The organism is Citrobacter sp. HN-141 (genome assembly GCF_033341895.1).
In the GTDB taxonomy this organism is placed as follows: domain Bacteria; phylum Pseudomonadota; class Gammaproteobacteria; order Enterobacterales; family Enterobacteriaceae; genus Citrobacter.
Genome location: NZ_JAWPBF010000008.1, coordinates 121,751 through 143,946 on the forward strand (window position 1 = coordinate 121,751; position 22,196 = coordinate 143,946).

General features: G+C 51.1%; 22 protein-coding genes, 1 tRNA gene and 1 pseudogene. 14 read left to right on the plus strand and 10 right to left on the minus strand.

The features are described from left to right. Positions 1-229: 229 nt before the first annotated feature. The gene (gene cbpA, locus RYZ59_RS11790) at positions 230-1,150 is read left to right on the plus strand and encodes a curved DNA-binding protein (RefSeq protein ID WP_202038995.1); all 921 of its coding nucleotides are present in this window, start codon (positions 230-232) and stop codon (positions 1,148-1,150) included. After that, entirely contained in the window at positions 1,150-1,443 is a 294-nt protein-coding gene (gene cbpM, locus RYZ59_RS11795; RefSeq protein WP_318047991.1) for a chaperone modulator CbpM, read from the plus strand. Before cbpA ends, cbpM begins: the two co-directional genes overlap by 1 nt. A gap of 344 nt (positions 1,444-1,787) precedes the next feature. Here the strand turns inward: cbpM and RYZ59_RS11800 are convergent. Further along, positions 1,788-1,875, minus strand: a tRNA-Ser gene (locus RYZ59_RS11800). Between the two features lie 143 nt (positions 1,876-2,018). Further along, a complete protein-coding gene (locus RYZ59_RS11805; RefSeq protein WP_318047990.1) occupies positions 2,019-3,647 on the minus strand; it encodes an ABC transporter substrate-binding protein in 1,629 nt (542 codons plus the stop codon). 271 nt (positions 3,648-3,918) lie between these two features. On the opposite strand from RYZ59_RS11805, the gene yccA reads away from it, so the two are divergent. Then, positions 3,919-4,578, plus strand: coding sequence for an FtsH protease modulator YccA (yccA, locus tag RYZ59_RS11810; protein ID WP_003035917.1), 660 nt, complete (start codon positions 3,919-3,921; stop codon positions 4,576-4,578). A gap of 88 nt (positions 4,579-4,666) precedes the next feature. Further along, on the plus strand, positions 4,667-4,996 hold the full coding sequence (gene tusE, locus RYZ59_RS11815) for a sulfurtransferase TusE (RefSeq protein ID WP_202038997.1): 330 nt from the start codon (positions 4,667-4,669) through the stop codon (positions 4,994-4,996). On the opposite strand, the gene yccX is transcribed toward tusE, so the two are convergent. Then, positions 4,993-5,274: an acylphosphatase gene (gene yccX, locus RYZ59_RS11820; RefSeq protein WP_020996508.1), complete on the minus strand. Its 282-nt coding sequence runs from the start codon at positions 5,272-5,274 to the stop codon at positions 4,993-4,995. The genes tusE and yccX overlap by 4 nt on opposite strands. A gap of 94 nt (positions 5,275-5,368) precedes the next feature. On the opposite strand from yccX, the pseudogene rlmI reads away from it, so the two are divergent. Together rlmI and hspQ are read left to right on the plus strand one after the other, a co-directional pair. Then, a pseudogene (rlmI, locus tag RYZ59_RS11825) lies at positions 5,369-6,560 on the plus strand (23S rRNA (cytosine(1962)-C(5))-methyltransferase RlmI). 57 nt (positions 6,561-6,617) lie between these two features. Next, the gene (gene hspQ, locus RYZ59_RS11830; RefSeq protein WP_005123508.1) at positions 6,618-6,935 is read left to right on the plus strand and encodes a heat shock protein HspQ; all 318 of its coding nucleotides are present in this window, start codon (positions 6,618-6,620) and stop codon (positions 6,933-6,935) included. A gap of 74 nt (positions 6,936-7,009) precedes the next feature. Here the strand turns inward: hspQ and RYZ59_RS11835 are convergent, their stop codons facing one another. Then, positions 7,010-7,423, minus strand: coding sequence for a CoA-binding protein (locus tag RYZ59_RS11835; RefSeq protein WP_006685217.1), 414 nt, complete (start codon positions 7,421-7,423; stop codon positions 7,010-7,012). A gap of 173 nt (positions 7,424-7,596) precedes the next feature. Here RYZ59_RS11835 and csgI point away from each other — a divergent pair, with 173 nt between their 5' ends. Together csgI and mgsA are read left to right on the plus strand one after the other, a co-directional pair. Continuing rightward, positions 7,597-8,259, plus strand: a complete 663-nt coding sequence (gene csgI / locus RYZ59_RS11840; protein WP_137382856.1) for a curli synthesis inhibitor — start codon at positions 7,597-7,599, stop codon at positions 8,257-8,259. A 93-nt stretch (positions 8,260-8,352) separates the two neighbouring features. Then, on the plus strand, positions 8,353-8,811 hold the full coding sequence (mgsA, locus tag RYZ59_RS11845) for a methylglyoxal synthase (protein WP_318047989.1): 459 nt from the start codon (positions 8,353-8,355) through the stop codon (positions 8,809-8,811). A gap of 32 nt (positions 8,812-8,843) precedes the next feature. Here the strand turns inward: mgsA and helD are convergent, their stop codons facing one another. Further along, positions 8,844-10,898, minus strand: coding sequence for a DNA helicase IV (gene helD / locus RYZ59_RS11850; protein ID WP_318047988.1), 2,055 nt, complete (start codon positions 10,896-10,898; stop codon positions 8,844-8,846). Positions 10,899-11,023: 125 nt separating this feature from the next. Here helD and RYZ59_RS11855 point away from each other — a divergent pair, with 125 nt between their 5' ends. Together RYZ59_RS11855 and yccS are read left to right on the plus strand one after the other, a co-directional pair. Continuing rightward, complete coding sequence (locus tag RYZ59_RS11855; protein ID WP_202039000.1) at positions 11,024-11,470, plus strand: YccF domain-containing protein; 447 nt, start codon at positions 11,024-11,026, stop codon at positions 11,468-11,470. Positions 11,471-11,488: 18 nt separating this feature from the next. Further along, positions 11,489-13,642, plus strand: coding sequence for a YccS family putative transporter (gene yccS, locus RYZ59_RS11860; RefSeq protein ID WP_137382853.1), 2,154 nt, complete (start codon positions 11,489-11,491; stop codon positions 13,640-13,642). Here the strand turns inward: yccS and RYZ59_RS11865 are convergent. Further along, positions 13,620-14,234 (minus strand): TfoX/Sxy family DNA transformation protein, encoded by a 615-nt coding sequence (locus RYZ59_RS11865; protein WP_137382852.1) that lies wholly within the window; start codon positions 14,232-14,234, stop codon positions 13,620-13,622. The two genes, yccS and RYZ59_RS11865, sit on opposite strands and share 23 nt — an antisense overlap. Before the next feature lie 216 nt (positions 14,235-14,450). Between RYZ59_RS11865 and sulA the strand changes: the two genes are divergently transcribed. Beyond that, the gene (gene sulA, locus RYZ59_RS11870) at positions 14,451-14,960 is read left to right on the plus strand and encodes an SOS-induced cell division inhibitor SulA (RefSeq protein WP_318047987.1); all 510 of its coding nucleotides are present in this window, start codon (positions 14,451-14,453) and stop codon (positions 14,958-14,960) included. A 355-nt stretch (positions 14,961-15,315) separates the two neighbouring features. Next, positions 15,316-16,365, plus strand: coding sequence for a porin OmpA (gene ompA / locus RYZ59_RS11875; protein WP_048212110.1), 1,050 nt, complete (start codon positions 15,316-15,318; stop codon positions 16,363-16,365). A gap of 98 nt (positions 16,366-16,463) precedes the next feature. On the opposite strand, the gene matP is transcribed toward ompA, so the two are convergent. Then, positions 16,464-16,916, minus strand: coding sequence for a macrodomain Ter protein MatP (gene matP, locus RYZ59_RS11880; RefSeq protein WP_005123520.1), 453 nt, complete (start codon positions 16,914-16,916; stop codon positions 16,464-16,466). Between the two features lie 185 nt (positions 16,917-17,101). Here matP and RYZ59_RS11885 point away from each other — a divergent pair, with 185 nt between their 5' ends. Both RYZ59_RS11885 and fabA read left to right on the plus strand, forming a co-directional pair. Beyond that, on the plus strand, positions 17,102-18,862 hold the full coding sequence (locus RYZ59_RS11885; protein WP_318047986.1) for a Lon protease family protein: 1,761 nt from the start codon (positions 17,102-17,104) through the stop codon (positions 18,860-18,862). A 68-nt stretch (positions 18,863-18,930) separates the two neighbouring features. Next, positions 18,931-19,449, plus strand: coding sequence for a bifunctional 3-hydroxydecanoyl-ACP dehydratase/trans-2-decenoyl-ACP isomerase (gene fabA / locus RYZ59_RS11890; protein ID WP_003035875.1), 519 nt, complete (start codon positions 18,931-18,933; stop codon positions 19,447-19,449). Between the two features lie 121 nt (positions 19,450-19,570). Here fabA and rmf read toward each other — a convergent pair whose 3' ends face one another. From rmf to pqiB, 3 genes are all read right to left on the minus strand, one after another. Beyond that, positions 19,571-19,738 (minus strand): ribosome modulation factor, encoded by a 168-nt coding sequence (gene rmf, locus RYZ59_RS11895; protein ID WP_003035871.1) that lies wholly within the window; start codon positions 19,736-19,738, stop codon positions 19,571-19,573. A 256-nt stretch (positions 19,739-19,994) separates the two neighbouring features. After that, entirely contained in the window at positions 19,995-20,558 is a 564-nt protein-coding gene (gene pqiC, locus RYZ59_RS11900) for a membrane integrity-associated transporter subunit PqiC (protein ID WP_137382849.1), read from the minus strand. After that, on the minus strand, positions 20,555-22,195 hold the full coding sequence (gene pqiB / locus RYZ59_RS11905; RefSeq protein WP_318047985.1) for an intermembrane transport protein PqiB: 1,641 nt from the start codon (positions 22,193-22,195) through the stop codon (positions 20,555-20,557). The genes pqiC and pqiB overlap by 4 nt, the downstream gene beginning before the upstream one ends. Between the last annotated feature and the right edge of the window lies 1 nt (position 22,196).

Genomic DNA, 22,196 nt, shown 5'->3' on the forward strand with positions numbered 1-22,196 from the left:
TTAAATGCGATGCTTCGCTCAACAACGAACAGTCAGGTGAAAAGGGAAAATGTATGTGATAGGTAAATCAACAAGCAGGCTCACCGCGTTAACCGGTGACCCTTTTATGACCTGCGCCCCCCTTTTTCATGGTTGGCATTCGCGCCTATCAGGATTACCCTAAACTTAACGGTGATACCTTTTGAGAGGGATTGCCTTCTTCATGTGTTGATTTACACGAGAGAACGCTATGGAATTAAAGGATTATTACGCCATTATGGGCGTGAAGCCGACAGACGATCTCAAGACAATCAAGACCGCCTACCGTCGTCTCGCGCGAAAGTACCATCCCGATGTCAGCAAAGAACCCGACGCTGAAGCCCGTTTTAAAGAAGTTGCCGAAGCCTGGGAAGTCCTGAGCGATGAACAGCGACGCGCCGAATACGACCAGCTGTGGCAGCATCGCAACGACCCGCAGTTTAATCGTCAGTTCCAGCAAGGAGAAGGTCAAAGCTACAGCGCTGAAGATTTCAACGATATCTTCTCTTCAATTTTTGGCCAGCACGCACATCAGTCACGGCAGCGCCACGCCAGTCGCGGACATGATATTGAAATCGAGGTCGCCGTTTTCCTCGAAGAAACCCTTGCTGAGCATAGCCGCACCATCAGTTACAACCTGCCGGTATACAATGCGTTTGGCATGATCGAGCGGGAAATCCCCAAAACCCTCAACGTTAAGATCCCGGCCGGTGTCGGCAATGGGCAGCGCATTCGCCTGAAAGGTCAGGGAACCCCTGGTGAAAACGGTGGCCCGAACGGTGATTTGTGGCTGGTGATTCATATCGCGCCGCATCCGCTGTTTGATATTGTTAATCAGGATCTGGAAGTTGTCGTTCCGCTTGCCCCATGGGAAGCCGCATTGGGCGCAAAAGTGACTGTACCAACACTCAAAGAGAGTATTTTGCTGACCATCCCCGCAGGAAGCCAGGCTGGGCAACGATTACGTATCAAAGGCAAAGGTCTGGTCGGTAAAAAACATACTGGCGACCTGTACGCGGTCATCAAAATCGTGATGCCGCCGAAACCTGACGACAACAGCGCAGCCTTGTGGCAACAGCTGGCGGATGCGCAGAAGTCCTTTGATCCGCGTAAAGAGTGGGGGAAAGCATAATGGCTAACGTGACCGTTACCTTTACCATTACCGAGTTTTGTCTGCATACCGGTGTTTCTGCAGAGGAACTGAATGAAATTGTTGGTTTAGGGGTAATCGAACCCCTTGAAGATGAGACCTTTGATGACCATGCGCTGACCGTGGTGCAACGCGCACTACGTCTGCGCCATGAACTGGCGCTTGACTGGCCAGGCATTGCCGTCGCACTGACGCTGCTCGAGGAGAACGCACAACTGCGGCAGGAAAACCGCCTTTTGCGCCAACGCCTGTCCCGATTTATTAGCCATCCGTGAATATGTTAAGGGTGCGGCGATGAGCCGCACTTACAGGTAAGCAGCGCATCGAGTTGCTGATGATCTGAACTTGCCTCCCCCAGGGAAACACTACTGGACTGACCTGGATTCAGTTAAGGCTTTTACAGGTCATGAAGACATCATGACCATGCCTTCAGCCACGGCAATATGGAAAGACTTTAGATGTGTAGTTAAATTGCAGCGTATAGCACGACAAGGAAAAGCCAGGGATCGGGGTAAGTAAGTGTTCGAATGTGACATGAGGGGATGGGCGAATATTACCAGGCGATTCTAATGCCTCAAAAGCAAAAAGGGGTTACCTTTCGATAACCCCTTGTTTAATTTGGCGGAAGCGTAGAGATTCGAACTCTAGAACCCTTTCGGGTCGCCGGTTTTCAAGACCGGTGCCTTCAACCGCTCGGCCACGCTTCCAATGAGGCGCACTATAAACATCCCGAACGGACCTGTAAAGCACCAATGTGTTCGTTTGCCTGAAAAACAGCCAAAATGTTGTTAATCGACTTAAATAACAACAAATTGACCGTTTATTCAGCACAAATCCGGGCTACTGCTGCTTAATGTTTTTTGATGTACATATCTTTGGTGAAGTAATTCCCGCGGTTATCCGGTGCAAATCCGCCTACCCACGGCTTCACCAGGTGTGTGCGGACATAGTGGTAAACCGGAATCGCCGGTACATCCTCGCCTAACACGTCTTCCGCCTGCTGGTAGTATTGCCCGCGTTCTGGCAAAGAACGGGCTTTTGCCGCATTACGCATCGCTTCATCGTAGGCTGGATTACTGTATCGGGCGGTGTTTTCACTATCGCCAGTACGGAAAATGTTGAGGAAGCTCGACGCATCGTCGTAATCCGCTATCCATGCATAGCGTACGACGTCAAAATTGCCGGTGTGCATGGTATCCAGCATAGTTTTCCATTCCTGGTTCTGCAGCTTTACCTCAACGCCAAGATTTTTCTTCCACATTGACGAGGCGGCGATCGCGATTCGCTGATGCGTTTCGAAAGTGTTGTAGAGCAGATTTAAGCTAAGCGGATGCTCCGGACCGTAGCCTGCTTCCGCCAGCAGTTTTTTTGCCTCATCAATGCGTTTGTCGAGTGGCCATGATGCGTAGTCCGGCGCGTGTAATTTTACCCCGCCAATTTCAGGCTGGCTGATAACCCACGCCGCACGCTGTCCCTGTCCTATCACCTTTTGTGCGATGATGTCTTTATCCAGCGCCATATTCAACGCCCGACGCACGCGCGGGTCGTTAAACGGCGCACGCGTGGTATTAAACTGATAATAATAGGTTGAAAGCTGAGGTGAGACATGGAGTTCATCACCCATCGTCTTTTTCAATTGAGCGAACTGATTGACCGGAACACTAAAAACAATATCGATTTCCCCGGCTTTGTAACGGTTAACGTCTGCAGCCTCTGAACTGATGGGCAAATACGTCACTTTATTAATGACCGTGTGCCGATCGTCCCAGTAATGCGGGTTGCGCACGGCAACAATCCGCTCATTGACGACCCACTGCGACAACTTATACGCACCACTGCTGACAAAGTGCTCCGGACGAGTCCACTTATCGCCAAAGCGGCCAATCAGCACTTTATCCAGCGGGACCAGTGATGGGTGCGCCAGCATCGCTAAAAATGCCGCTGTCGGCTGCGTCAGGGTAATTTCCAGCGTGGTGTCATTCAGCGCCTTGACCCCAAGCGTAGCGGGATCTTTTTTCCCCTGAGCAATATCAACCGCATTTGCGACATGCATATTGCCCAGATAAGAGGCATAAGGTGAGGTAGTTTGCGGTGAAACCAGGCGCTGCCAGCTCCAGACGACATCCTGTGCAGTAATAGCCGACCCATCTGACCAGGTTATGCCTGGACGTAAATGAAAGGTCCAGACAGTGTTATCTTTATTCTCCCAGGAGGCCGCAAGACGGGGCGCAATAGTGCCATCCAGGTTTACGGCCACCAGTCCATCGAACATATCGCTGATTAAATTAAACTCAACGTTGCTTTCAACTTTATGCGGATCCAGTGAGGCTGGCTCACTGCCGTTATTTCTGACCAGTTCTTGTTGAGCTGCCAGTTCTGTGCCCGCGGGAACAGTCGCGGCGCTCGCCACACCGTTGATAGACATCAAACAGACAGCCAACAGCGTAGATGTAAATACCTTCGATTTATGTTGCGTCATTCCCTTTACCTTATTGCTCTGTTTTATGTTGACACCGCTGTCACTCTTAAAGGCATGCAGGGAATAACGCAATATTTTTCAGTTACCTGGCAGATATCGATCTGACATTTTTGCATAAACAGTGGTAACATCTAATCCAGATGCTTTTGCTGAAATAATATGCTTAAGCCTGGCGGGTTAAAATGCGTAAAGATGGGTAAAACCGCTGGGTCGTTTCCGGTGATTTCATTATCCTCCATCATTAATTACATCTGTCATAAGAGAGTGACTCATGGATCGTATTATTAGTTCTTCGCGCGATCGTACATCGCTACTCAGCACGCATAAGGTGCTGCGTAATACCTATTTCCTGCTCAGCCTGACGCTGGCGTTTTCAGCGATCACCGCAACTGCCAGTACAGTACTGATGTTGCCGTCTCCGGGTCTGATTCTGACGCTGGTTGGTATGTATGGTCTGATGTTCCTGACCTACAAAACAGCAGATAAACCTGTAGGTATTCTGTCTGCTTTCGCTTTCACCGGTTTCCTGGGTTACATCCTGGGGCCGATTCTGAACACTTACCTGTCGGCAGGTATGGGTGACGTGATCGGTATGGCGCTGGGTGGTACGGCGCTGGTCTTCTTCAGCTGTTCTGCGTATGTTCTGACCACGCGTAAAGACATGTCCTTCCTCGGCGGTATGCTGATGGCAGGTATCGTGGTAGTGCTGATTGGTATGGTTGCGAATATTTTCCTGCAACTGCCAGCGCTGCATCTGGCGATTAGCGCGGTGTTTATCCTGATTTCTTCAGGCGCAATCCTGTTTGAAACCAGCAATATCATCCGCGGCGGTGAAACCAACTATATTCGTGCCACCGTTAGCCTGTATGTTTCGCTGTACAACATCTTCGTCAGCCTGTTGAGCATTCTGGGCTTTGCCAGCCGCGATTAAGATGTCCACACGCATTATCCAGCCCCGCTTATGCGGGGCTTTCTTTTTTGGTAAACTGCCGCCAGTTTGACTAACGCAGTGAAGAATTATGTTGATCTTTGAAGGTAAAGAAATCAGTACCGATAGCGAAGGCTATCTGAAAGATACCACGCTGTGGAGCGAGCCACTGGCAGTTGCCATTGCTGAAAACGAAGGCATTACGCTCTCCGCGGAACACTGGGAAGTGGTGCGTTTCGTACGCGAGTTTTATCTGGAGTTTAATACCTCCCCCGCTATCCGCATGCTGGTCAAAGCGATGGCCAACAAATTTGGCGAAGAGAAAGGCAATAGCCGTTATCTCTACCGCCTGTTCCCGAAAGGTCCGGCCAAGCAGGCAACTAAAATTGCCGGGCTGCCGAAACCGGTGAAATGTATTTAATAGCGGATACTAAATCCCTTTAGCTCGTCGCCAGGACGATGTGGTTCACTGAGAACCCGGTCAACCCTGGCGCTGCTCGGCCCCCCGGCTTTCAACCACTTCATCAGTTGTTCCACCCGGTCGCTTTCACCGCAGGCGACAACCTCTACGCTGCCGTCATCCATATTCTTCGCGTAGCCAGTCAATCCCAGCCGTTGTGCTTCATGCTGGGTGGTGTAGCGAAATCCAACCCCCTGAACCCGGCCATAGACCCAGGCGATTATGCAGACTTTCGACATTGCGGTTCTCCTTATCATCACAGCGCGCGTTGCAAATATGCGTAAAACTCAGGACAATGGCGCCCATTTCTTTGAATTGACAGAATAGTAAATTATGAGTGTACGTTTAGTGTTAGCCAAAGGGCGCGAAAAATCATTACTGCGCCGCCATCCGTGGATATTTTCCGGTGCCGTCGCACGTATGGAAGGTAAAGCCAACCTCGGTGAAACCATCGATATTGTTGACCATCAGGGTAAATGGTTAGCACGCGGCGCGTACTCACCCGCGTCGCAGATCCGTGCACGTGTCTGGACATTCGACAAGTCTGAATCCATCGATATTGATTTCTTTACCCGCCGTCTGCAACAAGCACAGAAGTGGCGAGACTGGCCTGGCGAAAAAGGACGGGCTGGACAGCTATCGACTGATTGCCGGGGAGTCTGATGGCCTGCCGGGCATCACCATTGACCGTTTCGGTAACTTTCTGGTGCTGCAACTGCTCAGCGCAGGCGCCGAGTATCAACGTGCCGCATTAATTAGCGCCCTGCAGATTGTCTTCCCGGAGTGCGCAATTTATGACCGTAGCGATGTTGCCGTGCGTAAAAAAGAAGGCATGGAACTGACTCAGGGTCCCGTCACGGGTGAACTGCCGCCAGCTCTGCTGCCGATTGAAGAGCACGGGATGAAACTGCTGGTTGATATTCAGCACGGACATAAAACCGGTTATTACCTCGATCAGCGTGACAGCCGCCTGGCCACGCGTCGTTATGTGGAAAATCAGCGCGTACTGAACTGTTTCTCCTATACCGGTGGATTCGCCGTCTCTGCATTAATGGGGGGCTGCCGCCAGGTCGTCAGCGTTGACACTTCCCAGGAAGCACTCGACATCGCCCGCCAGAACGTAGAGCTGAACAAGCTGGATCTGAGCAAAGCCGAATTTGTTCGTGACGACGTGTTCAAACTGCTGCGCGCCTATCGCGATCGTGGTGAGAAATTTGATGTTATCGTGATGGACCCGCCGAAGTTTGTCGAAAACAAAAGCCAGCTGATGGGCGCCTGCCGTGGCTATAAAGACATCAATATGCTGGCAATTCAGTTGCTGAATCCGGGTGGCGTACTGCTGACATTCTCCTGCTCCGGATTGATGACCACCGATTTATTTCAGAAAATCATCGCCGATGCCGCAATAGATGCCGGGCGTGATGTACAATTTATAGAGCAGTTCCGTCAGGCCGCCGATCATCCCGTGATCGCTACCTACCCGGAAGGGCTGTATCTGAAAGGGTTTGCCTGTCGCATCATGTAACTTGAAAAGTGGAATATTACCCTTACATAGAGGGTATCTATTTCCCGGGAGGTGACTATGATTGCCAGCAAATTCGGTATCGGCCAGCAGGTCCGCCATTCCCTGTTAGGTTACCTCGGAGTGGTCGTGGATATCGACCCGGAATATTCGCTTGATGACCCGTCACCTGATGAGTTGGCGGTAAACGACGAACTTCGCGCCGCTCCCTGGTATCACGTGGTGATGGAAGACGATAATGGCCTGCCAGTACATACGTACCTGGCTGAAGCACAGTTGAGTAGCGAGCTACAGGAAGAACATCCAGAGCAACCGTCGATGGATGAACTGGCACGGACAATCCGTAAACAGCTCCAGGCTCCACGCCTGCGCAACTGACAACATTTCTCCGGCCTACGACAAACACCGTTGTAGGCCGGATATACAATGCGCCATCCGGCAACAGTACAACCTTACTTCGCCAGTCCCAGTCTGGGGATTTCAATCGCCGGGCAACGATCCATCACTACCGCCAGGCCCGCATCGCGCGCCAGCACGGCTGCCTGCTCATTAATCACGCCAAGCTGCATCCACAAGGTCTTCGCGCCAATAGCAATAGCCTCCTGTGCGACTCCCCATGCTGCTTCTGAGTTTCTAAAGACATCCACCATATCCACTTTCTCTGGTACGTCTGCCAGCGTCGCATAGCCCTGCTGCCCCAGCAGCGTCTTCCCGGCAACCTTAGGAGACACGGGGATAACGTGATAACCCTGATCGAGTAAATACTTCATTACCCGATAGCTCGGGCGATCGGGTTTATCGCTTGCTCCTACCAGCGCAATCGTACGGGTAGATGTCAAAATGCCAGCAATATCGGTCTCTTTCATCGTCTTCCTCCAGGCTGTTTTGCAAAGTGTACGACAAACCTGACGTCGCAACCATTCATCCCATACTGGCGCATGAGAGCTAAACTGGAAAATATGTCTATATGTTAGTAAACATGATTGTCGAAAAATTTAGATACATCTTATGCAGATAATTTTCTGGACAGGAGAACCTTATGAAAGCCGGCATTGTGACAGCCCTGATTGCTCTGCTTCTGCCGGTAACCGTTTGTGCGACCTCTTTGCGCCTGTCTAATGATATTGACCTTCTGGTGCTGGACGGAAAAAAGGTATCCAGCTCTTTACTGCGCGGTGCCGACAGTATTGAGCTGGAGAATGGTCGGCATCAGCTTGTCTTTCGCGTTGAGAAAACGATTCGTCTCTCCAGCCATGAAGAACGTCTGTATATTTCTCCTCCGCTGGTCATCAGTTTTGATACTCAGTTGGTTAGTCAGGTCAATTTTCATCTCCCCCGCCTGAACAACGAACGAGACGCAACGCATTTCGATGACGCGCCCCGTGTGGAACTAGTAGATGGTGATTCCATGCCCATCCCGGTCAAGCTGGATATTTTGTCGATTACCTCATCGGCAAAAATCGTGGATTACGAACTCGAGACTGAACGCTATAACAAATCGTCTAAGCACGCTTCACTCCCACAATTTGCCACTATGATGGCAGATGACAGCGCATTGCTCTCGGGAGTCTCTGAACTGGATCGGGTGCCGCCACAGTCGCAAACGCTCACCGAACAGCGTTTGAAATATTGGTTCGGCCAGGCCGATGCGCAAACACGAAGTAATTTTCTGCAATGGGCAGAGAAACAGCCACCCTCATGACGTTTATGTTCGCCTACGCATTTTTTTTGTCTTTCTCTTGCAGCATCAAGCGCTTCCAGTACTCTGTAATAAGGTTAACTTGGGAGCTGTATTATGGAACTGACGACTCGCACTTTACCGGCGCGTAAGCATATTGCGCTGGTTGCACATGATCACTGTAAACAGATGCTGATGAGCTGGGTGGAACGCCACCAGCCATTGTTAGAAAAGCATGTCCTCTATGCGACAGGCACGACAGGAAATCTCATTCAACGCGCGACCTGCATGGATGTCAACGCCATGCTTAGCGGTCCAATGGGCGGCGATCAGCAGGTCGGTGCACTGATCTCTGAAGGGAAAATTGATGTGCTGATCTTCTTCTGGGATCCACTCAACGCCGTGCCTCACGATCCGGATGTTAAAGCCCTTCTGCGCCTGGCCACGGTTTGGAATATTCCGGTTGCCACTAACGTATCTACCGCCGATTTTATTATTCAGTCACCAAATTTCAGCGATGCGACGGACATCCTGATCCCGGATTACGCCCGGTATCTGGCAGAGCGCCTCAAATAATCACCAGACAGGCGGCGGCCGCCGCCTGTTCTTCAGGGTTTTCTCGCTACCGGGACATCCAGTTGTTTTAGTTCATCAACAAAACAGGATGGCGCGTCTTTATTAAACAGCAACCACACCCGATGCCGGGCACGCGTAAGAGCCACGTAGAGCAATCTTCTCTCTTCTGCATCCGGAAAATCCTCGACCATTGGCAGTAATGCTTCTTCCATAATCGACTCACGGGCCGGGGCCGGAAAACCATCGTTGCCGTCATGAAGCCCAACGACAATGACATAATCCGCCTGCTGTCCTTTACTGGCATGAATAGTCATAAAATCCAGCTGTAGTTTGGGCCAGCGGGTCGCTGCTTTCTCAAGACTGGCAGGTTTGAGGTGGTGATATCGCGCCAGCACCAGTATGCGTTCTTCTGCTTTCGCAAAGCCGGATAGCTTATCCAACAGCGCATCCAGTTGACTTTCATCGAGCAGAGTGACGGCTTTCCTGTCGCCTGCTGTCAGGCTATTGAGCGGTTTCTTAAGCTGATGCGGGTTTTGCTGGATAAACCGATTGGCTATCTCGCCAATACGGCTATTAAAACGGTATGTCGTATCCAGATCGCAGCGATCGCCCTCACCAAAGTGTTGCCGGAAGGCGGTAGTCAACGAAAGTTGTGCACCACTGAAACGGTAAATGGCCTGCCAGTCATCCCCCACGGCAAATAGCGTGGTCTGTGAGTTTTGCTTGCGCAATGCGGCTAACAGGGCGGCGCGCTGCGGGGAGATATCCTGAAATTCATCAACCAGGATATGCTTCCAGGGGCTGATAAAGCGCCCTTTCTCCAGAATGACAATCGCCTGATGGATTAATCCAGAAAAATCGACGGCATTCTCTTCTTTCAGAGCACTCTTCCAGGCTTTGAGCAACGGCGCCATCAGCTTTATACGTTTGCTGAACAGGTCGCGGATCGCCTCCGGCGCATTGGCGATCATCTCCGCCTGTGATCCACCATGCATACGCATCAGGCTAACCCAGCGATCCAGACGCGAGGCCAGGCGACGTTGTAATTTTTCATCGTCCCAAAAATTACCTTCTGGCACAGACCACTGCATCTCTTCTTCCAGCCACTGTCGCCAGCCTTTAGCCTGTGCTTTTTTCTCGCTGCACTGCTGACGCCAGGTGGCGATAAACAGCTTATTTCTGGCGGCAGTATCATTTTCGAGTTTGCTGACTGTCGGGACTTTTTTGCTACCCTGTTGAATAATATGCAACGCCAGTGAATGGAACGTCCGCGCGGTGACGTCTTGCGTCTGCAGCCATTCGCGAATGCGCTCATCCATTTCCTGAGCGGCTTTGCGACCAAACGCCAGCAGCAAGATTTGTTCAGCAGCCGCTTCTCCCCGCGCCAGCAACCAGCCCGCACGCGCAACCAGAACGGATGTCTTGCCACTTCCTGCACCCGCAAGCACCAATAGCGACTGCTCGCCATTCACCACCGCACGAGCCTGGGCTGGATTCAGCGGTGAGGACTCAATCTTCTGGAAAAACTCGGTATGCTCCGCCAGCATCGCATCGGTATATGCCTGGTTATGCTGCAAACGACACGCTTCAATGTCCTGCAGCCACGCCTGGCACTGATGCAACGCCTCACGACAATGATCAAATTCTTCCAGCCGACTGACCGGCAGGGGCAACGCGTCAAAAGCACGGCGGATCTGTTGTTGCAATCCGGATGTTTGGCTCCGCGTCAGCCATCTGTTTTCCCCTGTACGCACGGCAATCGCATCCAGCTGTTCCTGTAGCACCCCTGCTGCGACGTCACTCATCTCCTGGCTCCACTGCTGCCAGAGCATGCTCAGATGATGGTGGAAACGCTGGGTTTCCGCCCATTCAGTGCCGTGAAGGCGTACAACTTTATCATCAGAAAGCACAAATTCCAGTTCGCCCCATACCAGGCCCCTTTTACAATGGATAGCCAGTAACTGATTGAATGGAATAAGATACTCATGACGGTCGCCGGAGACTTTAATGCCGGCATTGAGAATAACGGCCCGATCGTAAGGGTGTTGCGCCAGACGTTTTCCCAGAGAAGTTGCTTTCAGTTCCATAAGACTTACGCGGATCCACACGAAGAGGTTTGCTTATCAGTGTAACCGCCAGAGAAAACGTGCTCCAGCCCAAAAAAACGTTACAATTGCCAAACTCACAGAAAACCAGAGTTAACCGAGGGTTTATGCGTACTGTTCTGAATATTTTAAATTTTGTGCTTGGGGGATTCGCCACCACCTTAGCCTGGTTACTGGCGACGTTAGTCAGTATCGTGCTTATCTTCACACTACCCTTGACCCGCTCCTGCTGGGAAATCACACGCTTGTCGCTGTTCCCTTACGGTAATGAAGCCATTCACGTTGATGAACTCAACCCAGCGGGTAAAAACGTGCTTCTGAATACCGGCGGTACGCTGCTCAACATTTTCTGGCTGATTTTCTTCGGCTGGTGGCTGTGCCTGATGCATATTGTTTCCGGTATTGCCCAGTGCGTTACGATTATTGGTATTCCGGTTGGTATTGCGAACTTTAAAATCGCCGCAATTGCACTCTGGCCCGTTGGTCGTCGTGTGGTTTCAGTCGAAGTTGCCCGTGCCGCACGCGAAGCCAACGCGCGTCGTCGTTTTGAATAATCGGAACTGATGGCCTTTATGTTAAGTCCACTGCTTAAACGCTATACCTGGAACAGCACCTGGCTGTACTACGTGCGAATTTTTATTGCACTTTGCGGCACTACGGCGCTGCCGTGGTGGCTGGGTGACGTCAAACTTACCATCCCGCTAACGCTGGGCATGGTTGCTGCCGCGCTGACCGATCTGGACGATCGGCTCGCGGGTCGTCTGCGCAATTTGATCATTACGCTGATCTGCTTTTTTATTGCCTCGGCCTCCGTCGAATTGCTCTTTCCCTGGCCGTGGCTTTTCGCAATTGGATTAACGCTGTCCACCAGCGGCTTTATTTTGCTGGGGGGCTTAGGTCAGCGTTATGCGACCATCGCCTTTGGTGCATTACTGATCGCCATTTACACCATGCTGGGAACATCACTTTACGATCAGTGGTACCAGCAACCGATCCTGCTGCTTGCAGGCGCCATCTGGTATAACCTTCTGACGCTTATCGGTCACCTTCTGTTCCCGATTCGTCCACTGCAGGACAATCTGGCACGCAGCTACGAACAGTTGGCACACTACCTGGAGCTGAAATCCCGCCTTTTTGATCCCGACATCGAAGATGAAAGCCAGGCCCCCCTGTATGACTTAGCGCTGGCCAATGGGCAACTGATGGCGACGTTGAACCAAACAAAAATATCATTACTGACCCGTCTGCGCGGTGACCGTGGACAACGAGGAACCCGCCGCACACTGCATTACTATTTTGTCGCGCAGGATATCCACGAACGCGCAAGTTCCTCACATATTCAGTACCAGACGCTACGCGACCATTTCCGTCACAGCGATGTGATGTTTCGTTTCCAGCGATTAATGTCGATGCAGGGACAAGCCTGTACGCAACTGTCTCGCTGTATTTTGCTACGCACCCCTTACCAGCACGATCCACACTTTGAGCGCGTCTTTACACATATCGATGCCGCCCTTGAGCGCATGCGTGCAAGCGGTGCCCCTGCAGATTTGCTCAACACGCTGGGATTCTTACTATCAAACCTGCGGGCTATTGATGCGCAACTGGCCACCATTGAGTCTGAACAGGCTCAGGTACTCTCGCGCAATGAGTCAGAAAATCAGCTTGCCGATGACAGTCCGCATGGCTTCAGTGATATCTGGCTGCGCCTGAGTCGCAATTTTACGCCGGAGTCGGCGCTGTTTCGCCACGCGGTTCGCATGTCGCTGGTGCTCTGCGTTGGCTACGCCATTATCCAGATAACGGGTATGAACCATGGCTACTGGATCCTGCTGACCAGTCTGTTTGTCTGCCAGCCCAACTACAACGCCACACGACATCGTCTGGCGTTAAGGATTATCGGCACATTAGTCGGGATAGCCATTGGATTGCCCATCCTGTGGTTCGTCCCATCGCTGGAAGGGCAATTAATACTGCTGGTGATCACCGGCGTGCTCTTTTTCGCTTTCCGCAATGTTCAGTACGCGCATGCCACCATGTTTATCACGCTGCTGGTATTGCTGTGCTTTAACCTGCTTGGTGAAGGGTTTGAAGTCGCACTGCCGCGCGTCATCGATACGCTGATAGGTTGTGCCATCGCATGGGCAGCCGTCAGTTTCATCTGGCCTGACTGGCGCTTTCGCAACCTACCACGGGTGATTGAACGGGCGACCGATGCAAACTGTCGTTACCTTGACGCCATTCTCGAACAATATCATCAGGGGCGAGACAATCGTCTGGCATACCGTATTGCGCGCCGCGATGCGCATAATCGTGATGCGGAGCTGGCATCCGTGGTGTCGAACATGTCGAGTGAACCGGATGTCACCGCCCAAACACGCGAAACGGCATTCCGCTTGCTGTGCCTCAACCATACCTTTACCAGTTATATCTCGGCGCTGGGCGCACACCGTGAACAGTTAACCAACCCGGACGTTCTGGCATTACTGGACGATGCCGTTTGCTATGTTGATGATGCACTTCATCATCAACCCGCTGACGAGCAGCGCGTATACCAGGCACTAGAAGGACTGAAGCAACGGATTCAGCATCTTGAACCACGCCCGGACAGTAAAGAACCGCTGGTCGTACAGCAAGTTGGCCTATTGATAGCGCTACTACCAGAAATCAGACGATTACAGCAGCAAATTGCCGCATTGCCGTCTAGTACACCGGTTCAGGCGTAAGAGAACTCACCCACTCCACAAGCTCCTGGCGACGAATCGCCGGGAGCGCCGCCTCATGAATCCCTCCGATCGCGCCTTCAAGGGCATAGAGTATTTTCACCGTCAGGGCGGGATTAATCTGTCGCAGTTTCAACCAGCACATTTTTGCCCCCAACATGCGTAATGTACTTTCATCTTTTATACCAGCTTCATTCAGCAGGGTTTCCAGATGAAATGTCATGTTCGGCAGTCCACGCAGGCGATGCTGTGCAAAACGACTTTGCTTTTCTTTTAACGCCGCATCCAGTGAATACCGTGATAACGACACCAGTTGTTGCTGGTTTTGCCACAGCGTATCGTTCACCTGATAATAATTGAGCACCACCGGACGTCCACGTTTTATGAATGTCAGCCAGACAGGGGAATGTTTTACACAGTACTGCGCGCTCTGTTCACAGGCCCTGAGATATAACTCGCCACTGGCGACCATGGCGAATACCGTGTCCTCGACCGTCAGGCTATAACCCCCAAACAGCGATCGATAACGAATAGTCCCCAATGACGCCAGATATTCTTGTGATTTATAGATCCTTGCATAAGAAAGTTTTTTCATAAAAATCCTTTTAAATCATAACGTAATAAAATGATTTGCAGTAGCGGATCCGTTAATGACGAAAATAGGCAACTTATTCGCAAGGGGCAAGATGAATTTTGTTTTTCCCGTAACAACAACCAAAAACTGCGAACCTGTTTCAGAAAATAAGGTTGATCTTTGGGGATAGCAGGGTTACTGTATATTCATACAGTAACTCACAGGGCTGGATTGATTATGTACACTTCAGGCTATGCAAATCGTTCTTCGTCGTTCTCTTCCACATCAAGCAAAATTGCGCGCGTGTCGTCAGAGCACACTACCGCCGGGCTTATCAGTGAAGTGGTCTATCGCGAGGACCAGCCCATGATGACGCAGCTCCTACTGCTTCCCCTGCTTCAGCAATTAGGTCAGCAGTCGCGCTGGCAGCTCTGGCTGACGCCTCAACAAAAACTGAGCCGCGAGTGGGTGCAGTCGGCCGGACTCCCATTGACGAAAGTTATGCAAATCAGCCAACTCTCTCCCTGCCATACGCTGGAATCAATGGTCCGTGCGCTGCGCACTGGGAATTACAGTGTGGTCATCGGCTGGCTGACGGAAGAATTAACAGAAGATGAACATGCAGAACTGGTGAAAGCGGCTGATGAGGGAAACGCAATGGGATTTATCATGCGTCCTGTATGCGCTCAGACACTTGCGGGGAGACACCATTCCGGGCTAAAAATTCACTCGAATTTGTATCATTGAGTAAAATTAGGATTTATCCTGGAATTTTTTTTCACCTTCAAATTCGGCTTTGAGCTTTAACACGTTTTTTGTGAGAACGCCTGTGTGAAGCGGTTTCCACGATAGTAGCTGTACAATTAATCATCCACAAATGTTAAATATTGTGTATACAAGCCTTTTTTTTTCATATGCCTGACGGACTTCACACTTGTAAGTTTTCGAGTACGTTGTAGACTTTACATCGCCAGGGGTGCTCGGCTTAAGCCGCAGATATCGGTAGAGTAACTATTGAACTGGTCCCCGGGTGAAGGATTTAACCGTGTTATCTCTCTGGAGATATTCATGGCGAATTTTGGATGATAACGAGGCGCATAAAATGAAAAAGACAGCTATCGCAATTGCAGTGGCACTGGCTGGTTTCGCTACCGTGGCGCAGGCCGCTCCGAAAGATAACACCTGGTATACTGGTGCTAAACTGGGTTGGTCCCAGTTCCATGACATCGGCAACAATCAGATCAACAACAACGGACCGACCCACGAAAGCCAACTGGGTGCTGGTGCGTTCGGTGGTTACCAGGTTAACCCGTACGTTGGTTTTGAAATGGGTTACGACTGGTTAGGTCGTATGCCGTACAAAGGCAACACTGAAAATGGCGCATTCAAAGCTCAGGGCGTTCAGCTGACCGCTAAACTGGGTTACCCAATCACTGACGATCTGGACGTTTATACCCGTCTGGGTGGTATGGTTTGGCGTGCAGATGCTAAAAACAACGACGGCTTCAAAGACCACGACACTGGTGTATCCCCAGTATTCGCTGGCGGCGTAGAGTATGCAATTACTCCTGAAATCGCTACCCGTCTGGAATACCAGTGGACTAACAACATCGGTGACGCGAACACCGTTGGTGGTCGTCCAGACAACGGTCTGTTGAGCGTTGGTGTTTCTTACCGTTTCGGCCAGCAGGAAGAAGCAGCTCCGGTAGTTGCTCCGGCTCCGGCTCCGGCTCCAGAAGTACAGACCAAACACTTCACTCTGAAGTCTGACGTTCTGTTCAACTTCAACAAAGCGACTCTGAAACCAGAAGGCCAGCAGGCTCTGGATCAGATGTACAGCCAGCTGAGCAACCTGGACCCGAAAGACGGTTCCGTCGTTGTTCTGGGCTTCACTGACCGCATCGGTTCTGACGCTTACAACCAGGGTCTGTCTGAGAAACGTGCTCAGTCCGTTGTTGATTACCTGATCTCTAAAGGTATCCCTTCTGACAAAATCTCCGCACGTGGTATGGGCGAATCCAACCCTGTTACTGGCAACACCTGTGACAACGTGAAAGCTCGCGCTGCACTGATCGACTGCCTGGCTCCGGATCGTCGTGTTGAGATCGAAGTTAAAGGTATCAAAGACGTTGTAACTCAGCCTCAGGCTTAAGTTATCGTCTTATAAAAAAACCCCGCCTGGCGGGGTTTTTTTTCACCTATATATCATGCAAAAGCACAGGCACACACCATATTGACGTTACCCGTACCCTACTCTTTACCCAGTAACGCCTGTAGATCCTGCTTCAATGTCGACATCTTGTTCGCATACTTTTCTTTATGTTCCGCATCTTCAATCAACTGCACAATCGTTTCTGAGAGCGTTTTACCACGTCGCTGCGCAAGCCCGGCTAAACGCTGCCAGACCATAAACTCCAGATCGATCGATTTCTTACGCGTATGTTGATGTTCTGCATTAAAGTGCCGCTTACGCCTCGCACGGATCGTTTGCTTCATGCGATTGAGCAGTGCCGGGTTCATGTATTCTTCAATCCAGGCGTTGACCCGAACCGGTTCATTTTCGAGGGTTAGCAACAAATCAACGGCTTCTTTGGCAGCGCTGGCTTCCACATAGCGGGTAATCAACTCCCCCTCACGATGCTTCTTCACCAGGTACTTCCATTTCCATCCGCTTTCAAGATTTTCAAGTTGTTGATATTTCATTGCGATCTCAATGTTACCGTGTAACTCTTATCAGAATATCAGCTTTTTGGGCATCTGAAGAAAAGAATATCCAGCCTGTGAACTGTCGCGCGTCATCACATCCGTTTAGCGGCGCTTTCCACGTGTGCAGTGCTGATGGTTACGGTATAATCTCGTTTTTTACAACAGACTAAAAAACATCAACTTTGACCATTACGAAACTTGCATGGCGTGATCTGGTTCCTGATACCGACAGCTATCAGGAAATATTTGCACAGCCGCACGTCACTGACGACACCGACACCTTACTCAGTGATACTCAGCCACGTTTACAATTCGCGCTAGAGCAGCTTCTTCAGCACTGGGCTACGTCCTCGTTTATGCTGGTGAAAGCGCCCGAAGAGCTGGAGTATCTCAATCTTATTGCAACGGCTGCACGTACCTTGCATACGGATGCCGATAGGTTAACCGGGGGGCATTACGATGTATCCGGCCACACTATTCGTTACCGCGCAGCGGAGAAAGCAGACGACAACTTTGCAACGTTAACGCAGGTGGTTAATGCGGACTGGGTTGAGGCCGAACAGCTGTTTGGCTGTCTGCGCCAGTTCAATGGCGAAATTACGCTGCAACCGGGACTGGTCCATCAGGCCAACGGCGGTGTGCTGGTTATCTCATTGCGCACACTTCTGGCTCAGCCGTTGTTGTGGATGCGCCTGAAAGCCATTGTCAGCCACGAGCGTTTTGACTGGGTGGCCTTCGATGAGTCTCGCCCTCTGCCAGTCTCCGTCCCTTCTATGCCGCTTAAACTGAAAGTGGTGCTGGTCGGCGAACGTGAATCGCTGGCGGATTTCCAGGAAATGGAGCCAGAACTGGCAGAACAGGCTATCTACAGCGAATTTGAAGATAACTTGCAGATAGTGGATGCCGAAACCATGACACAGTGGTGTCAGTGGGTAACGCATACTGCCCGACGCAACAATCTGCCCTATCCCGCTGCCGATGCCTGGCAGGTTCTCATCCGCGAAGCCGTTCGCTATACCGGCGAACAGGATACGCTGCCGCTTAATCCGCTATGGATCACTCGCCAGCTCAAAGAAGTGGCCCCTCTTTGCGACGGTGATACCTGCACTGCGGAGCAATTGAGCCTGATGCTTGCTCAACGTGAGTGGCGAGAAGGATTCCTCTCCGAACGAATGCAGGATGAGATCCTGCAAGAGCAGATCCTCATTGAAACGGAAGGCGAGCGTATTGGGCAAATAAACGCCCTGTCGGTGATCGAATTTCCAGGCCATCCCCGCGCATTTGGTGAACCTTCACGTATCAGTTGCGTCGTGCATATTGGCGATGGCGAATTTACCGATATTGAACGTAAAGCCGAGCTGGGCGGAAATATTCATGCCAAGGGTATGATGATTATGCAGGCGTTCCTGATGTCGGAACTCCAGCTTGAACAGCAAATACCGTTCTCTGCCTCTCTGACATTTGAGCAATCATACAGTGAAGTAGACGGAGACAGCGCCTCTATGGCGGAACTGTGTGCGCTGATCAGCGCCCTCGCTGACGTTCCCGTCAATCAAAGCATCGCAATAACCGGTTCTGTCGATCAGTTTGGTCGTGCTCAACCTGTCGGCGGTCTGAATGAGAAAATTGAAGGCTTCTTTGCCATCTGCCAGCAGCGTGAATTAACGGGGACTCAGGGGGTGATTATCCCTGCAGCCAACGTCAGACATCTGAGCCTGCCACCCGCACTGCTGCAGGCTGTTGAAGAAGAAAAATTCACTATCTGGGCAGTAGACGACGTGACCGATGCGCTGCCACTGCTATTAAATTTGGTGTGGGATGGTGAAGGCCAGACGACGCTGATGCAAACTATCCAGGAGCGTATTGCTGCGGCAACGCAACAGGAAGGCCGTCATCGTTTTCCATGGCCGCTACGTTGGCTGAATTGGATTATTCCGAACTGATCGGACTTGTTCAGCGTACACGTGTTAGCTATCCTGCGTGCTTCAATAAAATAAGGCTTACAGAGAACATGGTAGATAAACGCGAATCCTATACAAAAGAAGACCTTCTTGCCTCTGGTCGCGGTGAGCTGTTTGGTGCTAAAGGCCCACAACTGCCTGCACCAAGCATGCTGATGATGGATCGTGTCATCAAGATGACCGAAACCGGCGGCAACTTTGACAAAGGTTATGTGGAAGCTGAACTGGACATCAACCCGGACCTGTGGTTCTTCGGATGCCATTTTATCGGCGATCCGGTAATGCCTGGTTGCCTGGGTCTGGATGCCATGTGGCAGCTGGTTGGATTCTATCTCGGCTGGCTGGGCGGCGAAGGTAAAGGCCGTGCACTGGGCGTGGGCGAAGTGAAATTCACAGGTCAGGTTCTGCCGACCGCGAAGAAAGTCACCTACCGCATTCACTTCAAACGCATCGTTAACCGCCGCCTGATCATGGGTCTGGCTGATGGTGAAGTGCTGGTTGATGGTCGTCTGATCTACACCGCAAATGATCTGAAAGTAGGTCTGTTCCAGGACACCTCGGCGTTCTAATTGCAGACATCTGTAGATCTGGTGGTGCGACATAGCCAAATGGCTGCGTACGTTAATTTGCCGGTCTACAAAAGGCGAAACCTCCGCTCTGCGGAGGTTTCTTTTATCTAAAGAGACAGAATCAGGCCATTAAAACCCTATCCCCCATGGCTTCTCGCCAGCCTCCCAGCCAGTATGACCTCTGATTCAGCGTCTGATAGGGACACATTTCTTTTGAGCGTCCGGCAATGCCGGCCTGATATCCACGTTGATGTGCCCGTTCCAGGCGATCTCGTTTTTGTCTCTTCATGCCTCGTTTCCCTCATTTTTGGGTCTGGTGGAAAAGAAAACAGTGATTACTAAGTGTGCAATCACACTAAACGAATACCCCTAAACATCAGACTCGTCAATGCGCAAAATTCACGCCAGTGTCATATTTGTGAGCTAGCTGGTAAATCATTTGTACAAAAATTCTCTGTCAGAACAGCTACCTCAACCGCTAAGAAAATAAAAAAAACCGCCTCTGGTGATGAACCTGAGGCGGCATAATTTACAATTATTTAAGCTTAGGGAATACGTTTCAGCTCTTGGGCGATTGCCGTCGCTTCCTGACTCCAGGCGCTGGCCAGAACTTTCACCATTTCATCGTAGCCATCCTGCGTCTGTACAACTTCGATATGGAACGGACGCTTGATTAATTGCCCCTGGTGATTCAGCAACCATTCACCGCTGACAATCACTTTGCCATCGTAACGTCCGTGAAAGCCTGTCACCGTCACGTTAAGCGTATCCTGAGTACTTCCCAACGGCTGAGATGCAACCACCCAGCCCGGAAGTTGCATACTCAGATTTGCGACAAGGGTATTACGCAGCTGCTGATCCAGTGGACTGGCCCAGAGATTGTTATTCGCTATCACATACTTCACGTCGCTGGTCTGGTACACCACACCATTCCCCGCCAGGTAATCAGGCACTGCAACCTGTTCAACCCACAGCAGGCGGTTACCCTGATTAGCTGAGCTTTGTACCCCCCCTTGCGCAATGGGGAGCTGATAATAGCTTTTATTCTCTCCGCTGGAGCTACATGACGTTAGCCAGACCGCCATCATCACCACTAGCCACTTTTTCATTGTTTCGCCCTCTTCGGCTCTGGATCTTTTTTGTCCTTCGCTTCAAACACCAGCGCGTTGCTCTTGTCGTTCAGCGTTTTCAGAACCGGCTGCAGTTCACGCAGTACCTGATCAAGACGCTGCATATCTGCCACCATCTTGTTGTAGGCCGCAGAACCCGGCTGGAAGCCCTGCATGCTGCGATTCAGTTCACGCAACGTATTCTGCATATCCGCAGGAAGCTGCTGCATCGACTGGCTGGACGTGATCTTATTCATGTTATCCAGCGTAGTTTGCAGATGCTTCATCGTGCGCTGGCTTTCCGACAACGTATTGGTTGCCTGCTCAATCATCGGGTTCAGCGGTAGACTATTAATCTTATCCAACGCTTCCATCAAACGCTGCTGAATCTGCGCCAGACCGCCGCTCACTGTCGGAATAATTTGATAACCATTAAACTCGCGTACCCCTGTAATTGGCGGCTCTTTCGGGTAAAAGTCGAGATCGACATACAGCGCGCCGGTCACCAGGTTCCCCGTCTTCAATGACCCTCTCAGTCCACGTTTGAGCAACTCAGCAAGATGAGCACCTACATCGGTGTCTTCACCCAACTGCGCTTTCAGCCGTTCAGGTTCAATACGCACCAGCACCGGAATACGGTAATCATTGTTAAATACCTGACGCATATTCGGTGAGAAGAAAGGTACTTTGCTTACCGTACCCAAACGGATACCACGGAATTCCAGCGGTGCACCAGGCTGTAGGCCACGAATCGAATCTTTAAAGAACATCAGGTAATCAATATGATCGGTATACAGTGAATCCTGAATACTTTTTTGATCGTCATAAAGATTAAACGCTGACTGTTGTGCGACCGGCTCGCCCTGCTCTAAACCTTCTGGCACATCAAAACTTACACCACCGCCAAACAGCGTGGAGAGCGATCCCATTTCTACGCGCATACCTGCTGAGGTGAGATCTACGGCGATCCCGCTGTCTTTCCAGAAACGCACATTACTGGTCACCAGACGATCGTTAGGCGCATTGATGAAAAGCTGATAGCTGATCGTACGCTTTTGCGCATCAAATGTGCTGGTCTCAACCGAGCCCACGCGATATCCACGGAACAGCACCGGATCGCCGGGGCTCAACTGACCGGCTTTTTTGCTGTCCAAAATCACACGGATCCCTTTTGCATCTGGCGGGGCCAGCGGCGGTGAATCCAGCAGTTGGTAATTTTCCAGCTTACTGCCTTTATTACCGGGTTGCAGCTCAATATACGCCCCGGACAATAGCGTGCCGAGCCCGCTGATACCTTCACGTCCAACCTGCGGCTTCACCACCCAAAAGACAGAATCTTTATGCAGCAGCTTTTCCATCCCGGAGTTAAGACGCGCTTTAATTTCCACATGGGTCAAATCATCAGTCAGGGTTGCGCTCTCGACGATACCGACATCCACGCTGCGGCTCTTTATCGTCGTTTTACCCCCTTCGATACCTTCGGCATTGGTGGTAATAAGCGTGACCTGTGGCCCCTGATGACTATAGTGATAAAACAGGACCCACGCGCCAATGAGTGCAGTGACGATAGGGAATATCCACACGGGAGACCAGTTTTTTACCTTCTGCACTTTGGCTTCCCCACTTTTAGATTCCATG

Bases quoted from the DNA above. Each gene is read 5' to 3' on its own strand.
- cbpA (WP_202038995.1), top strand. From the start codon at position 230: ATGGAATTAAAGGATTATTACGCCATTATGGGCGTGAAGCCGACAGAC.
- cbpM (WP_318047991.1), top strand. From the start codon at position 1,150: ATGGCTAACGTGACCGTTACCTTTACCATTACCGAGTTTTGTCTGCAT.
- RYZ59_RS11805 (WP_318047990.1), bottom strand. From the start codon at position 3,647: ATGACGCAACATAAATCGAAGGTATTTACATCTACGCTGTTGGCTGTC.
- yccA (WP_003035917.1), top strand. From the start codon at position 3,919: ATGGATCGTATTATTAGTTCTTCGCGCGATCGTACATCGCTACTCAGC.
- tusE (WP_202038997.1), top strand. From the start codon at position 4,667: ATGTTGATCTTTGAAGGTAAAGAAATCAGTACCGATAGCGAAGGCTAT.
- yccX (WP_020996508.1), bottom strand. From the start codon at position 5,274: ATGTCGAAAGTCTGCATAATCGCCTGGGTCTATGGCCGGGTTCAGGGG.
- hspQ (WP_005123508.1), top strand. From the start codon at position 6,618: ATGATTGCCAGCAAATTCGGTATCGGCCAGCAGGTCCGCCATTCCCTG.
- RYZ59_RS11835 (WP_006685217.1), bottom strand. From the start codon at position 7,423: ATGAAAGAGACCGATATTGCTGGCATTTTGACATCTACCCGTACGATT.
- csgI (WP_137382856.1), top strand. From the start codon at position 7,597: ATGAAAGCCGGCATTGTGACAGCCCTGATTGCTCTGCTTCTGCCGGTA.
- mgsA (WP_318047989.1), top strand. From the start codon at position 8,353: ATGGAACTGACGACTCGCACTTTACCGGCGCGTAAGCATATTGCGCTG.
- helD (WP_318047988.1), bottom strand. From the start codon at position 10,898: ATGGAACTGAAAGCAACTTCTCTGGGAAAACGTCTGGCGCAACACCCT.
- RYZ59_RS11855 (WP_202039000.1), top strand. From the start codon at position 11,024: ATGCGTACTGTTCTGAATATTTTAAATTTTGTGCTTGGGGGATTCGCC.
- yccS (WP_137382853.1), top strand. From the start codon at position 11,489: ATGTTAAGTCCACTGCTTAAACGCTATACCTGGAACAGCACCTGGCTG.
- RYZ59_RS11865 (WP_137382852.1), bottom strand. From the start codon at position 14,234: ATGAAAAAACTTTCTTATGCAAGGATCTATAAATCACAAGAATATCTG.
- sulA (WP_318047987.1), top strand. From the start codon at position 14,451: ATGTACACTTCAGGCTATGCAAATCGTTCTTCGTCGTTCTCTTCCACA.
- ompA (WP_048212110.1), top strand. From the start codon at position 15,316: ATGAAAAAGACAGCTATCGCAATTGCAGTGGCACTGGCTGGTTTCGCT.
- matP (WP_005123520.1), bottom strand. From the start codon at position 16,916: ATGAAATATCAACAACTTGAAAATCTTGAAAGCGGATGGAAATGGAAG.
- fabA (WP_003035875.1), top strand. From the start codon at position 18,931: ATGGTAGATAAACGCGAATCCTATACAAAAGAAGACCTTCTTGCCTCT.
- rmf (WP_003035871.1), bottom strand. From the start codon at position 19,738: ATGAAGAGACAAAAACGAGATCGCCTGGAACGGGCACATCAACGTGGA.
- pqiC (WP_137382849.1), bottom strand. From the start codon at position 20,558: ATGAAAAAGTGGCTAGTGGTGATGATGGCGGTCTGGCTAACGTCATGT.
- pqiB (WP_318047985.1), bottom strand. From the start codon at position 22,195: ATGGAATCTAAAAGTGGGGAAGCCAAAGTGCAGAAGGTAAAAAACTGG.